The organism is Westiellopsis prolifica IICB1 (genome assembly GCF_004323185.1).
Taxonomy (GTDB): domain Bacteria; phylum Cyanobacteriota; class Cyanobacteriia; order Cyanobacteriales; family Nostocaceae; genus Pelatocladus; species Pelatocladus prolificus_A.
Genome location: NZ_NAPS01000002.1, coordinates 224,433 through 239,053, shown reverse-complemented (window position 1 = coordinate 239,053; position 14,621 = coordinate 224,433). Strand labels below are relative to the sequence as shown.

14 protein-coding genes are annotated in these 14,621 nt (G+C 39.3%); 8 read left to right on the top strand and 6 right to left on the bottom strand.

What is annotated here, in order from left to right:
* Positions 1-142 precede the first annotated feature (142 nt).
* Positions 143-1,033, bottom strand: coding sequence for a tetratricopeptide repeat protein (locus B4U84_RS15235; RefSeq protein WP_131119191.1), 891 nt, complete (start codon positions 1,031-1,033; stop codon positions 143-145).
* A 278-nt stretch (positions 1,034-1,311) separates the two neighbouring features.
* Here B4U84_RS15235 and B4U84_RS15230 point away from each other — a divergent pair, with 278 nt between their 5' ends.
* From B4U84_RS15230 to B4U84_RS15210, 5 genes are all read left to right on the top strand, one after another.
* Complete coding sequence (locus B4U84_RS15230; RefSeq protein ID WP_131119189.1) at positions 1,312-3,360, top strand: elongation factor G; 2,049 nt, start codon at positions 1,312-1,314, stop codon at positions 3,358-3,360.
* A gap of 180 nt (positions 3,361-3,540) precedes the next feature.
* Entirely contained in the window at positions 3,541-5,295 is a 1,755-nt protein-coding gene (locus tag B4U84_RS15225) for a DUF262 domain-containing protein (RefSeq protein ID WP_044451747.1), read from the top strand.
* Between the two features lie 589 nt (positions 5,296-5,884).
* On the top strand, positions 5,885-6,415 hold the full coding sequence (locus B4U84_RS15220) for a hypothetical protein (RefSeq protein WP_044451746.1): 531 nt from the start codon (positions 5,885-5,887) through the stop codon (positions 6,413-6,415).
* Positions 6,416-6,546: 131 nt separating this feature from the next.
* Complete coding sequence (locus B4U84_RS15215; protein WP_131119187.1) at positions 6,547-7,044, top strand: hypothetical protein; 498 nt, start codon at positions 6,547-6,549, stop codon at positions 7,042-7,044.
* A 103-nt stretch (positions 7,045-7,147) separates the two neighbouring features.
* Positions 7,148-7,639: a hypothetical protein gene (locus B4U84_RS15210; protein WP_131119185.1), complete on the top strand. Its 492-nt coding sequence runs from the start codon at positions 7,148-7,150 to the stop codon at positions 7,637-7,639.
* Here the strand turns inward: B4U84_RS15210 and B4U84_RS15205 are convergent.
* Positions 7,636-7,845 (bottom strand): hypothetical protein, encoded by a 210-nt coding sequence (locus tag B4U84_RS15205; RefSeq protein WP_131119183.1) that lies wholly within the window; start codon positions 7,843-7,845, stop codon positions 7,636-7,638. The genes B4U84_RS15210 and B4U84_RS15205 overlap by 4 nt on opposite strands.
* 56 nt (positions 7,846-7,901) lie before the next feature.
* On the bottom strand, positions 7,902-8,570 hold the full coding sequence (locus tag B4U84_RS15200; RefSeq protein ID WP_017309960.1) for a phytochelatin synthase family protein: 669 nt from the start codon (positions 8,568-8,570) through the stop codon (positions 7,902-7,904).
* A gap of 144 nt (positions 8,571-8,714) precedes the next feature.
* On the opposite strand from B4U84_RS15200, the gene B4U84_RS15195 reads away from it, so the two are divergent.
* On the top strand, positions 8,715-8,906 hold the full coding sequence (locus B4U84_RS15195) for a hypothetical protein (RefSeq protein ID WP_017309959.1): 192 nt from the start codon (positions 8,715-8,717) through the stop codon (positions 8,904-8,906).
* Positions 8,907-8,915: 9 nt separating this feature from the next.
* On the opposite strand, the gene ctpC is transcribed toward B4U84_RS15195, so the two are convergent.
* Positions 8,916-10,199, bottom strand: a complete 1,284-nt coding sequence (gene ctpC, locus B4U84_RS15190) for a carboxyl-terminal processing protease CtpC (protein WP_017309958.1) — start codon at positions 10,197-10,199, stop codon at positions 8,916-8,918.
* Positions 10,200-10,430: 231 nt separating this feature from the next.
* The gene (gene ispG / locus B4U84_RS15180; protein WP_017309957.1) at positions 10,431-11,657 is read right to left on the bottom strand and encodes a (E)-4-hydroxy-3-methylbut-2-enyl-diphosphate synthase; all 1,227 of its coding nucleotides are present in this window, start codon (positions 11,655-11,657) and stop codon (positions 10,431-10,433) included.
* A 253-nt stretch (positions 11,658-11,910) separates the two neighbouring features.
* Between ispG and B4U84_RS15175 the strand changes: the two genes are divergently transcribed.
* On the top strand, positions 11,911-12,483 hold the full coding sequence (locus B4U84_RS15175) for a Uma2 family endonuclease (RefSeq protein WP_131119179.1): 573 nt from the start codon (positions 11,911-11,913) through the stop codon (positions 12,481-12,483).
* A 39-nt stretch (positions 12,484-12,522) separates the two neighbouring features.
* The gene (locus tag B4U84_RS15170) at positions 12,523-13,548 is read left to right on the top strand and encodes a cysteine hydrolase family protein (protein ID WP_017309955.1); all 1,026 of its coding nucleotides are present in this window, start codon (positions 12,523-12,525) and stop codon (positions 13,546-13,548) included.
* Positions 13,549-13,640: 92 nt separating this feature from the next.
* Here B4U84_RS15170 and B4U84_RS15165 read toward each other — a convergent pair whose 3' ends face one another.
* Positions 13,641-14,510 carry a M23 family metallopeptidase gene (locus B4U84_RS15165; RefSeq protein ID WP_131119177.1) on the bottom strand — a complete coding sequence of 290 codons (870 nt, stop codon included), beginning with the start codon at positions 14,508-14,510 and terminating at the stop codon, positions 13,641-13,643.
* Positions 14,511-14,621 lie beyond the last annotated feature (111 nt).

The window sequence follows — 14,621 nt, the reverse complement described above, 5'->3', positions numbered from 1 at the left end:
GAGAGTGTGGGGAGTGTGGGGAGTGTGGGGAGAATTATTTAACAAGTCTCTTTTCCAATCCCCGTTACCCCTTCGCCCCTTATCCCCAAAGGGGACCCCTACCTTCCCCAATACCCAATCCTAGATCCCCTTTCCCCGATCCCTAATTCCCTCTTTGTTGCGCTTGTTGTAATAATTGTTCTGCTTTATTTGCCCATTCAAGATTATTTTGGATTTTGTATAAATCTCTGGCGAATTGCAGTACTTGTACCGCATCTGTGTACTTTTGTAATTGTATAAAAGCTAGTCCTGCACCATAATAAGCATTGGGATAATTGGAATTAGCTTCCGCAGATTTTCTAAAGGCTTCTAGGGCATCTTTTGACTTACCTTGGTTATATAAAACTGAACCAAGACTATAATAAGCTTCTGGATATTTCGGATTTATTTGTATTGCTTTACGAAAAGCTTCTTTAGCTTTATCGATTTTGTTTTGTTGTAGATAACATATGCCTAAATGATAGGCTGGTTCTGGTGCATTTTTGCTATATTCCATTGCTTTTTTAAAAGATGCGATCGCTTTATCCCAATTTTGCTGCTCTTCTCTTACTAATCCCAAGTTATAGTGAGCTACCCCTAGTTTGGGGTCAAGTTCTATTGCTCTTTGTAAATAATCATTTGCTTGCTGTAAATTTTTGCCTTCTAACAATGCACCGCCCAAATTTGCGTAAGCTAAAGCAAACTGGGGATCGGCTTGGGTCGCGCGATAAAATGCATCCGCCGCAGGTTGTAACTGTCCAGCTTGTCGTAGTGCTAAACCCAAATTGTAATGTGCTGGAGCAAGGCTGGGATCTAATTGGGTAGCTTGTTGAAAAGACGCGATCGCATCTTGTATTCTCCCGGTCTGCACAGCTTGCAATCCCTGATTTAAATAGTCTGTAGCCTTATTAGGGGCATTCTGTGCCAGTAAAGAACAAGGGAAGAAAATTATTCCACTTATAAATATTAAACTCACCAATGTCCGAAGGCGATATTTATAGACTAATGCCTGCATATGCTTTACTATCTTGCAACTACATTTAGTTACGTTCTCTTAACAAAGTTTTGGTGAGGATGGCAATATATTTACTAAACTTCAATTTTATATAAATAAATTTGTAGATTGTAATTATTAATAACTGAAATCTTACAACAAAATACGATTCTTTGCCGTTGGGTTAAAGGCGAGTTAATGTCAAATTAAAGACGGGATAATTTTCTAAATAACGGTTTTGAACTCTTCATAACTCAACTATTAGGCGGTTAGAAACAATAGGCCGCAAAGGAGTTTTTATGAACGAAAAAGTAAAATCGGGTTCGCGAAACGTCGCAATTGTTGGCCCTTATTTGAGTGGAAAAACGACCTTACTAGAAAGCTTGTTATTTGTAACAGGTGCGATTTCTCGTAAAGGCAGCGTTAAGGATAGTAACACAGTCGGCGATAGCTCTCAAGAAGCACGCGATCGCCAAATGAGCGTAGAAGTCAGCACTGCTAACACTGAATATAATGATATCCGCTTCACCTTTATTGACTGTCCCGGCAGTGTAGAATTTGCTCAAGAAACTTATAACGCTCTCATCGGAGTCGATGCAGCAATTGTAGTTTGCGAACCAATCAATGATCGAGTCCTTACTCTTGCACCTCTATTTAAATTCCTCGATGATTGGGAAATTCCTCACCTAGTCTTTGTTAACAAAATGGATCGGGCAAACATCCATGTTTTGGAAACATTGCACGCCCTCAAAGCTGTTTCTAGTCGTCCCCTAGTTGCCCATCAATACCCAATTATGCGGGAAGAACAGCTAATTGGTTTTATTGACTTAGTTACCGAACAAGCATATCACTATCATTCCGGCGCACCTGCTGACCCCGTCCCTTTTCCTGAAGAATTAAAAGAAGAAGAACACATTGCACGAGCAGAAATGCTTGAAGCTTTAGCAAATTTTGACGACCACTTACTAGAAGAACTTTTAGAAGACATTGAACCGCCCCAAGAGGAAATTCTTAAAGATTTAAAAATGGAATTAGGGGCTGATTTGGTGGTACCAGTATTTTTTGGTGTCGCCGAACAAGATTATGGAGTTAGACCCCTACTAGAAGCTTTAGTGCGGGAAGCACCAGAACCAGAAACCACAGCCGAACGTCGCTTAGGTAGCAGCAAAAAAAACGATGCTACTATTGCCCAAGTCTTAAAAACTTATTACACTCCCCAAGGCGGGAAACTTTCCTTGGTGCGGGTTTGGCAAGGTAAACTCACCGATGGTATAGTCCTCAACGGTGTTCGTGCTGGTGGTATTTATCATTTGATGGGACAACAGCTACACCAAATTAATCAAATTGGGGCTGGGGAAATTGTGGCTTTGAGCCGCATGGAGGGTATCAAGACAGGAGATACAATATCTAACAATGGTGCGAAGGAATTACCTAAAACTGGACAACTCGAACCAGTTTATGCGCTAGCCATTATTCCTGAAAAACGCAACGATGAAGTTAAACTGAGTGGTGCTGTCACCAAATTATTAGAAGAAGATCCATCGCTAGCTTGGGAACAACACGGTGATACCCACGAAGTTATCCTTTGGGGTCAAGGCGAGATTCATTTACAAGTGGCACTAGACCGCCTGCGCCGCAAGTATAATCTGCCGATGACAACCCACTTACCACAAATACCTTATAAAGAAACCATCCGCAAACCAGCTTCATCCGTTCACGGACGCTACAAACACCAAAGTGGTGGTCATGGTCAGTTTGGTGATGTTTATCTCGACATCCAACCTTTATCACGGGGCGAAGGCTTTAACTTTAAGGAAACCATTGTTGGTGGCGTAGTTCCCAAACAGTATATTCCCGGTGTGGAAATGGGTGTGCGGGAAGTTTTAGCACATGGGCCTTTAGGTTTCCCGGTTGTAGATGTGGCGGTAACTTTAACTAACGGTTCTTACCACACCGTTGATAGTTCCGAACAAGCATTTAAGCAAGCTGCTCGTGCAGCAATGCAAACCGCAATGACTCAGTGTCAACCCACTCTGCTAGAACCAATTTTACGGGTGCAAGTGACAGCCCCCAGCGAATTCACTTCTAAAGTTATGCAGTTGGTGACTGGTAGACGCGGGCAAATTTTAGGTTACGAAGCCATCCATGATTGGCAAGGTTGGGATAGTGTTACAGCCTACTTGCCACAAGCCGAGATGCATAATTTTATCGTTGAATTGCGATCGCAAACTCTCGGTGTCGGTTCTTTCCACTGGGAATTCGACCATCTCCAAGAAGTTCCCGATAAACTAGCTGAACGCATTTTGACTACTAATAGTAGTAATGGAGGTAATGGTAGTAGCAAATAATTTGGGATTTTAGATTTTGGATAAATTTTAAGTCCAGTGAATTTTTCAAGCTGCTGATTTTGGCAGTAATTTAGGGACACCCTTTGGGGGTGTCTTTTATTTTACGCATTTTATGCTAGCTTTCAAAAAATATTACGTATAGTATTTTGGTATAAGGGTTAACGTGCAATGGAGATATAAATGGCAATAATTGAATCTCATGACTATACTTTAGAACAAGTATTTAGGGATTTTTATGTAGTTAGAGCTTATCAACGCGAGTATGTTTGGGAAGAGAAACAAGTTCGTGAACTTCTTGAAGATATTTATCGAGAATTTTATAGAAATAAATCTGGCTCAGATTGGGAGTATTTTATTGGCAGCATTATTGTATGTGAATATCAAGGAGCCTTTGAATTAATTGATGGGCAACAAAGAATGACTACAGCATACTTAATTCTTTGTGCAGTAAGAGATTATCGAGAACAAGTAAAACCTCAAGAATCTCTAGATTCTCTGAAATCATTTATAGCTTCTTCGTATGTAGATCAATATGGTAATGAAAGATTTAGAGATAGAATAGAGCTTCAGTATGAAGATAGCCGTGGTGTTTTAGAAAAAATTGCACGGCAAGAAAGTTTTAATGATGTACCTAATACTAGTTCTGTTCAAAAAATAAAAAATGCCTATACTTCTATTGTGGAATTCTTAAAAGAAAAATTTGATGAAGATATCCAACAGGTAAAGCAGTTTTATGCGTGCTTGATTAAAAATGTCAAACTAGTGCGTGTAGAAACAAAGAATATATCACATGCACTTACAGTTTTTGCAACTATCAATAATCGCGGAGTAAGTCTCAATGCTATGGATTTGCTTAAAAACCTTATGTTTATGCATTTAGAAGGTAAAAATTTTGACAAGCTTAAAATGCAATGGAAAGAAATGATTGATATATTGTTTAAGGCAGATGAAAAACCTTTGCGGTTTCTTAGATACTATATAACTGCAAAATTTGATACAGGAGAGAGACTCAGAGAAGATAGAATATATGATTGGTTTATTGAAAACAAGGACAAGTGCAACTATGTAGAACAGCCACTAGAATTTGTGGATAATCTTGTCAATTCGGCAGAAGCTTTTTTCAATTTTAAAAAAGGTAAGAACAAATCTGGGGAAGCGAACCGCTACCTGCTAAACATATCTTATTTTTCTACTAAACAGCATTTGATACTGCTATTAGCATCGCAGCATTTATCAATAGATATATTTACAGAACTATGTAGACAAATTGAAGATTTTTTATTTGTACATATTGTAACAAGAGAAGGAACTAGTAAACTTGAAAATTTATTGACTCAATGGAGTGAAAAGCTAAGAAAAGTCTATAGTAAATCTGATCTTGAAACTTTTATATCTGAAGATATTCAGCCTGCTAAACAAAAATTGGCCAAGCGCTTTGAAGAATCTTTCCGTCAGATGAATGAATCTGATGTACAGAAAAAGATTTTGCAATATATTTTAGCCAAAATGACACAATATATTGATGAAAAAGCTTATGGTAGTATTGCAGCACACAGCGATTTAAAAAATTATATAAACTCTAAAGTAGAAATAGAACATATACTACCTCAAAAAAACGATAAAATAAAAACTTTTTTTGACAAACCTGATGAAATAGATAATTACACAAAAAGACTTGGCAATCTTACACTTATTGAAAAATCAATTAATACTTCAATTAAAAATAAAATTTTTAAGGAAAAACAATTTGCTTACGTTAAATCTAAATTTTTGCTTACGAAGTCTATCACCGAGAAAATAAATATTGGTGTAAACACAGCAGTAGACCGTGCTGTTAGAGATTTGGAAGTGTTTGATGAATGGAATTCTAAAGATATTGAAAGACGTCAAGAAATGCTTACTCAATTGGCGAAAAAAGTATGGCATATTTTATAGAAATTAAAATGCACGTTGCTTACAACTAGTCCATATACTGTAGTAGTTAAGTAGGGCTTGCATTTTAACTCTACAGGCCATACTTATGGACTTTATATTCTGCCTCTTAAATAAGCCTGATTGCAATTTAAACTCCAGCAAAATATCTGATGACGCTAATTTTAGTTTAAAATACTCGACTCCATATGCAAATGTGAACAATTAGCTTTGAGTCATCGTGCCACCAGGTAACGTTGGAGTTGCCAACTTATTTGTTAATTACTATTAGAAGATAGCCAATTGTCTGAGTACTCAAAAAGTGTGATAAATATTTTGTAATCAAAAGATTGATTAACTTAAAAATTAATATATTTTCCGAAAAATACTGTAAGTTTTAAGAAACAAAAATTATGAAAAATATACTTTTCTTGTTTGCTATTAATTGTTTTCTTTTGTGAATAGCAGATATATCCTCACAGCTTCTTCATATTTATCTTTTACTCTATTAATAGAGTTAAAAGAAAGGATTTTAAGCTAGATAGATAATTTATCAAAGCTAAAAATTAATTAGTTTTTACACAAATGAGAGTTAAACTCTCTAGAGGTAAATATGAAAAATACACTTTTTTACAAAGTTACTGCTGTAGCGATCGGATCACTTCTTAGTTTCTCAGGTACGGCATTTGCAAGTACATATAGAATTGCAGAAATAACCCGTATAAATAGATTAGGTAACACCGAGATCCTTATTGCTCAAGTCCCTCATAATATTGCTCTCAGAAACGTAAAAGCGTATTCACAATCAGTAGCCATCGCAGAAACTTCATTAGGAAATGCTTTAGCTGCTGCTCAATCACAAGCTATTGGTGGACCTAAGAAAGATGCTTTAGCTGAGTCGATCGCTCAGGCCAAAACTTTAATTGGGAATGCTACTGCTATTTCTGGTTCAACGGCTATCAGTGACAAAAAAGCAGTTGCTGTTTCGCTATCGCAAGCAGAAACAGTCCTTGGTGATGCGTTAGCCATAGCACAATCGGACGCTATTAGTGGACCCGGTAAACCAGCTATTGCCAAATCACTAGCTAGTGCAAAAACTGCTGTGGGTAGCGCGACTGCTATTGCTCAAAGCAGTACTCAATAAACTTCATAAGTGAGTTAATTGCAAATTTAGAAAGCTTTATCTTCACGAGAGGTTGGAGAGGGCGCACACAATCTCTGATTTCAACGAGGATGGACGCACCCTCTCGGTTTTTGAATCAGGAGATGAGCAGGATGGAAAACAATCACTTAAGTCAAGTAACAGCTTTAGTGATGGGTTTGCTGGTAATTTTCTCTGATCAAGCATTATCATTCTCATCTAATTACCAACAGTTAAGTAATGGTAATGCATTGGGTGACTCCGAGTTCGTTGTTACTCAAGAGAATATATCGGTAGGGGTTGCTGTTGCCGTGGCAGTAAAGGTATTGAATCAGGCAGTAACTGTAGTTCAAACAGTGGCACAGACCGTACCAGTCAACGTCCCATCGAAGTACAGAGATATTATTCTACCGAAGCTCATACAGGCTCAACAGTCGATGGCTACAGCTCAAAGTTCAGCTCAGAAAGGGGATAACTTTCAAGTGGCTACAGCAGTCTCTCAAGCAGTAGCTTTTATGGGTGAGGCACAAGCTGAAGCCAAAGGAGATACTGGCTCTGTGCAGGCAATATCTAAAGCAATTGTTAAAGCTAATGAAGCTCTAGGAATAGCTCAAGCTGGAACTCAGAATTAAGCTCTTGAGTTAATCGCGCACAACTTGGCAAATGTTCTTGAGTTACTCATTAACCAACTCAAGAACAAGCCAGAGTAAGATTTTATTCGTCATCTGAATATGTATGAAAACTCCAAGGGCTCTTGCAGCCTGTGTAGTTTTAATAACTGTGGGGAACACGGCTGTAGCCCACAATATTATCCCCAATGCCCAAAATTCTATCATTCAGTATCACAACAATATTGATGTCAATAGTGCCACAGCTATTAAGAGCCAAAATTATCGCAGTTCATCTGATTACCAACAAATTACCATCAGTCTTAGTGCAGTCAATCTGAGTCATCCACACATCCTTAGCATTAGTACTTCAGGATCTCAATTACAAGGTAAGGTCACTTTCAATGGCAAAGTTATTAGACAGATACGTGGTAACAGAACCGATGTTAACCTGTCGCCCTATCTTTTTGTGGGAAAACATACAGTAAAAATATCTGCACGTTATTCTCCTGCATCATCTTCAGTAAATGTCAAATTTAGAGGTCCCGGTGTCAATGTGACTCAGGAAAGCAGTGGAACTGGGGTATTAACCTACACACTTCATGTGAGTGTTTACTAGTTGGATGCCTGGTAATTCTTCAAAGGTAAACGCTTACTATTCTGACAGAAGCCCCGTCCGCCTGTGCGGCGGGGTAGTTCACACTGTGAGAAAATATCTAGTGAGCGATCGCGCTGGGTAATTCGTACACTCACTATCTTAATTGATGCGATCGCTCTACTTGCTTCTATTTCCAGGCTTTTAGCTAAAACCGCAAGAAGCCTCACATCTCACCCGTAAGGTCAGTGTGGGTAGTTCACTTATCCAAATTCCAAAATCCTGACTAAGAATTTTTCCGGATGACGATCATCCCACGAGAGCGGGTAGCAGATAAATCTTTGTCTACACAAGCTTTGTACATTCTGTCTATTGGACATTTCCAGAAGCGTGTATATTTTTTGGGGTTGGTGTCAGCTACAGTGATCTCCTTTGTTGTTGGATTGTAATCTGCTACTAGGGAGAAATGACCACCCGCAAAGCTAACTTCATGGGCAATGCCAACATTAAAATTTAAAATATGAATGTCTTTGTCATCCTGGACAGCGTTTTCAATTTCTTTGACAAAAGCATCTAAACTCATAGAAACTTTGTCAAAATGTTCGAGTCTGACACTGACATCTAATTTTGCGCCATTCACATAATTAACACAAGTGTCATAAGTCTCAGCGAGGGTCATTCCATCATCTAAAACAGTAGCGATCGGTAATCTAGTAACATAGAAAACCTCATCCACTGTTGTTGGATAGCCTAGTGCTGTGAGTGCATAGGCGATAGAAGTGATGTTACAGCAGTTGATGGGCTGTTGAAATTCACACAGCTTAATACCATTTAAATCTTTGGTAACAACTTTTGTAACAAGAGTACCTACAACTTGATCAGATGGTTCAAAACCAGATTGCTTAATCGCATCTAAATCTGTTGTGTTATCGGTGGCTAATTGTTGGGAAGTCATGGGAAAGATCCTTGATATTAGAGCAGGTTTATTAATTGAAATAATTAACGTAGTGCTTGCTACTATTGACTATTAACCCATCAATTCCATCGGATGCACCGAAGCTTTAAAATTTCTTCAGCAAGCAAATAAGTACTCAAAATTATGGAAACAACACTACAAAACTTATATATTGTCAAGCGCCCTGCTGGAAATTGCGAAATCATCCCCAGCGATGAAGTTACTGGGGATGACAATCCTGAGATTATAGAGAAGTGGGGTCCCTTTGAATCGCAAGGGGAAGCGATCGCTCGTCGTGTTGGACTGATTAGAGCAGGTAAATGCCAACCAGTCTAGAGGCAAAAATTAATTTCTTTGTGCATTTGTCCCTTTAGCTGCAATTTCTTTGCCTAACACTTCCACAGCTTTAGCGAATTGTGGATCTGCTAAAGTCGCGACTTTTTCTCGTTCTTTGAGCCACAGGTCTTGTCGCTGCTTATCGCTTAAATCCACTACTATGTTCGGGTCAATCCCATGTTTGTTGATATCTCTACCAAGGGGGGTATGGTATTTGGCGATCGTTACTGCTAATCCTGAACCATCATCTAGGGGGCGCACAGATTGTACTAGGCCTTTACCAAAAGTTTGACTACCCACTACAACTGCACGCTTGTTGTCCTGCAATGCACCTGAAAGAATTTCACTAGCACTGGCACTACCTTTATCTACCAATACCACCAAGGGTTTATTTGTCAAAGCCCGTCCATTGGCAATTTCTCGTTCTACCTCACCCCGACGGTCAATAGTAGAAACAATCGTGCCTCTATCCATCCACATCCGGGCAATATCTACACTTGAGTAAAGAAGACCACCTGGATTATTACGTAAATCCAACACGTATCCAGATACTTGCTTACTCTCTAAATTTCTGATTGCATCCCGCATTTCTTTGGCAGCATTTGAACTAAATTGCTTTAAGCGAATGTAGCCAACATTACCTACAGGCGTTTGCTTTTGAGAAAATTCTACTGGATGAATTTCAATCCGCGCCCGCGTAATTGTAAATTCTTTTCTTTGACCCTGACGCAGGATAGTTAAATTAACTTTGCTCCCAGGTTCACCTCGGATCAAAGCTACTGCTTGATTAGTATCCATCCCCTCAGTACTTTTACCATTGATGTAGATAATGGTATCCTTAGCAAGGATGCCAGCTTTAAATGCTGGTGTATCCTCAATAGGAGAAATTACAGTTAGCTTTTTGGTTTTTTCATCCAGACCGATTTGGATACCAATACCCGTCAGTTCTCCAGAGGTATCAACCTGCATATTTTTGAATTCCTCTGGATCCATAAACCGGGTGTATGGGTCGCCCAACTTCTTCAGCATTTCCCGGATGGACTTATAAGCTTCTTCGTTGTTTTTGTAAGACTTGTTCAGGTACTCACTGCGAACAGCTTTCCAATCTACCTTATTAAAATTACCGTCTACGTATTGTTTATTAATAACTTGCCAAACTTCATCTATTAATTCCTTTGGACTTTCTTTAAAAAGAGCTTGTCCTTGCGAGTGAATGCCAAGACTAGTAACAGCGATTGTGGATAGCGTCACCGCCGTAGCACTCAAAACAAGTCCATTTCTTGTAATTACCATAATGATAGCTGCGTGGCTAGGGACAAAATTTTATATGCTCAGTATGCTCAATCTAACACAGGCAAATACTGTACAGAATGAACATATCTTGTTATTTCGACAAAGTTATTAGGGAAAGGGAATCAGGGATCGAGGAAAGGGGAAAGGGGAAGGGAGACAAGGGAGATAAGGGAGACAAGGGGGACAAGGGAGAATTTATTCCTATGCCCCGATCCCCTTTCCCTAATTTCTTCACGGTTCTATCCAGCGTCCATCTGCTTTAATCAAATTGATTAACTCCTCTACACCTTGTTCTTCTGGGACTTTTTTAATTTCTTCTCTACCGCGATATAGAGAAATGTAACCTGGAGTCTTACCGACATAACCATAGTCAGCATCTGCCATTTCTCCAGGGCCATTCACAATGCAACCCATGACTGCAATGTCAAGCCCGGTGAGATGGTTGGTAGCTTCGCGGACTTTGTGCAGTACTTCTTCAAGATTAAATAAAGTACGTCCACAGGAAGGACAAGCCACATATTCTACCATTGTCTTCCGCAATCCTAAAGCTTGCAGAATACTGTAGCAGACTGGAATCTCTTTTTCTGGAGATTCAGTCAGTGACGCTCGAATTGTATCGCCAATGCCATCAGCTAACAAGGTAGCAATACCAGCAGTGGATTTAATTCTTCCGTATTCACCATCTCCAGCTTCCGTCACACCTAAGTGCAAGGGGTAATCCATGGCCAATTCATCCATTCGCTGTACCATGAGACGATAAGCAGCAATCATCACAGGAACTCGTGAGGCTTTCATGGAAATTACTAGGTTGCGGAAGTCTAAAGATTCACAAATACGGATAAATTCGATCGCAGATTGCACCATTCCTTCTGGTGTATCACCATAAGTAAATAGCATCCTTTCAGCAAGAGAACCATGGTTCACCCCAATTCGCATGGCTTTACCTTGATCACGCAAAGAGATTACTAATGGTTCTAGAGTTTCGCGGATTTTTTCACCAATTTCGTCAAATTCGACTTTACTGTATTCGGTTCTGTTTGGGTTTGGTTTTTCAAACACATACAATCCCGGATTTATCCGCACTTTCTCTATATGTTTAGCAACTTCTAGGGCAATTTTCAGTCCATTATGATGCACATCAGCGACGATTGGCACATCTTGATAGGTTTTGATTAATTTTTGTTTAATTTCTGCCAGGGCTTTAGCATGAGCCATACTTGGTACTGTAACGCGAACAATTTCGCAGCCTATCTCATGCAAACGTCGAATTGCAGCAACAGAGCCAGCAATATCAAGAGTATCCTCATTGATCATAGATTGCACCACCACAGGATGACCTCCCCCAATGGTGACATTTCCTACTTTCACAGGACGGGTTTTCCGCCGTTTAATTGTTGTGTCAAAAGTAGGTTGACTGGGTAAAGTATTTGAAGTAACGGGTGTGGGCAGAGTTTGCATAACTTCTTAAGTAATATTGCCGTAGCGAAAATATCAGATTTGAAAATGTTCTGTTTCCCAGATTGCCACAGTTAGTGCTGTTTTGGGCAAAGAACTAGAAAAAAAATGATAGACGTTAAGAATCAAAGAGAAAAGCAGATATTAACTATTTTTTGCAATGTTAAAAAAATTTATTCTCCGCCCGTGTTGGTCATAGACGCACAATCTTACAAAACTCCATCAAAATAAAGTCATCCGCACCCTAAAACTAACCATGACTCAACTCAAAACCAAACTCACCCTCGAAGAATTCCTTGCGCTCCCCGAAGGAGACATCACCTACGAACTAATTGATGGAGAAGCTGTCCCCAAATTCAAAAATGATCAAATGTCACCAAAATTTTTTCATAGTTCTATTACAGGTGCTTTATTTATACTATTGTCTGCATGGGCGCAAGGAAAAGGGCGAGTTGTAATTGAATGGGCAATTAAAGTAACACGAAATCAACAGGATTGGGTTCCTGTAGTAGATTTGACATATATTTCATATAACCGTCTTTCTGTCGATTGGTTGCAAGATGAAGCTTGTCCTGTTGCACCTGAATTAGTGATTGAAATTATTTCACCTGGTCAAACTTTCGGAGAAATGACAGAAAAAGCAACCGATTATCTAAATGCTAAAGTTCAACGAGTTTGGATTATTGATACTAAAGCCAAAACTATTACTATTTTTTATCCTGATGCTCTCCCTCAGACCAAACGCGGGACTAATAGTTTAGAAGATTCCCTATTTGAAGGATTGCAAATTACACCTCAACAAATCTTCCAACAAGCAGGAATTCCCTAATAAATTATCTAAAATCTGATTTTTTCTAATGTTGTATTTATGAACACCTCAACAAACATCCAACTACCGATTCCCCCACACTTTAACCCCAAAACAGTAGGCACAGTCTGGCGCGTACCTTACCAACAAAGCGCCACAGCCGCACAAGCATGGGCAAAACAACACGACATCAAACCAGCTTCTGAAGATAAAACTCGTATTTGCCTACTTTTAATTGATGTGCAAAATACTTTTTGCATCCCCGAATTTGAATTATTTGTTGGGGGTAAAACTGGTACTGGCGCTGTAGATGATAATGTGCGTTTATGTGAGTTTATTTATCGCAATTTAGGAGTCATCACAAAAATTGTACCAACTTTAGATACCCATACAGCGATGCAAATTTTTCATCCTATCTTTTGGGTAAATAATGCAGGTGAACATCCAATATCTGCTGCAACTAATATTATTCCAGCAGATATTGAGCAAGGAATTTGGAAAGTTAACCCAAATGTTGCTTTTAGTTTAGGACTTGATGATGAATTTTTAGAAAAACACGCCTATCACTACGTTAAACAGTTGACTCAAAATGGTAAATATCCGTTAACAGTATGGCCTTATCATTCGATTTTGGGCGGTATCGGTCATGCTTTAGTTTCTGCTGTGGAAGAAGCAATCTTTTTCCACTGTATCGCACGTCATAGTCAAACTCAATTTGAGATTAAAGGGAATAATCCTTTAACGGAAAACTATTCTGTTTTACGCCCAGAAGTTTTGTCAGGTTTTGATGAGCGCCCTATTGCCCAAAAGAATATAAGCTTGATTCAGCATCTGTTAGAATTTGATGCTGTAGTTATTGCTGGACAAGCTAAAAGTCATTGTGTTGCTTGGACAGTAGATGATTTGTTAACAGAAATTAGGCAGGTAGATAGCAATTTGGCGAAAAAAGTTTATTTGTTGGAGGATTGTACTTCTGCTGTTGTTGTTCCGGGTGTAGTGGATTATACGGAAGCAGCAGATGAGGCGTTTCAACGATTCGCTGATGCGGGAATGCACATTGTTAATTCTGGCGAATTTGTTTTTTAATGCTGGGGAAAAAATGATTTGTAGTCAGGACTAAAGTCCTGAGTTTTTAAGCACCAAGCGTGCTTACTACAAACCCTCGAAATTAATAAACTTCACTTCATATACTGTTTTGGATCTTGAGCAACCCAACCCAGAGAAGAGTTAGAACGGATTTCAAAATGTAGATGGGGTTGAGTAATGGTTGGTTGTCCAGTTTGACCGACTGTTCCTAGTAAATCTCCCTGTTTAATTTGTTGACCAAGGCTAACTTTGATACTCTCTAGCTGGGCATAACGGCTTTGTAATCCACCACCGTGATTGATAATTACTAAATTACCGTAGGTACCACGATCGCCTGCAAAAACTACTGTCCCCGGTGCGATCGCATTTACGGGGGTGCCAATCGCAGTTAACAAGTCAACCCCACTGTGAAAGAAAACTTCTCCGTTTTCAGGGTTAACTTGCCAACCATAGGGGAATCCTACCTGAGCCACAGATGCTAAGGGATAGCCAGTTATTTGCACAGCAGGAGTTGAGGATGGCGACGAACTCGCAGGATTTGATGATTGGTTGGATGTGGGAATAAATGCAATTTGAGATGGTGGTTTACAGCCATTCAACTCAAAAAGAGCATCAGCACGAATTTTGTATTTTTGTGCTAATTCTCGCCAAGTTTGACCACGAGCTACTTCCACTACAATACCATTGTAGGGAGGGATGAGAATATTACTACCCGTAGTCACCCTACCGTTTTTTAAACTGGGATTCATGGTGATAATAGTATCAGGAGCTAAATTGTAGAGCGCGGCGATACTCTGCAAAGTTTCGCCGCGGCCAACTTTATGACGCACAAAGCGTTCTAAAGCTGGAGTTGGACATTTAGCCACCTGTGCTACTACAGGATTTGGGTCTGTGGATACAAATCCCAAAGCAGAGATTAAGCTAGAAAAAACAAGTAGAAGTAGGCGATCGCTAACAGTCATGTATATTCAATGGAGCAAGATTGGAGTACTCAACGTCAACAGTTCATCTATGGCGGGAGTATTCTTGCGATTCTAGCTAAATTTTATATTTTATTTGACCAGTTAATTGTT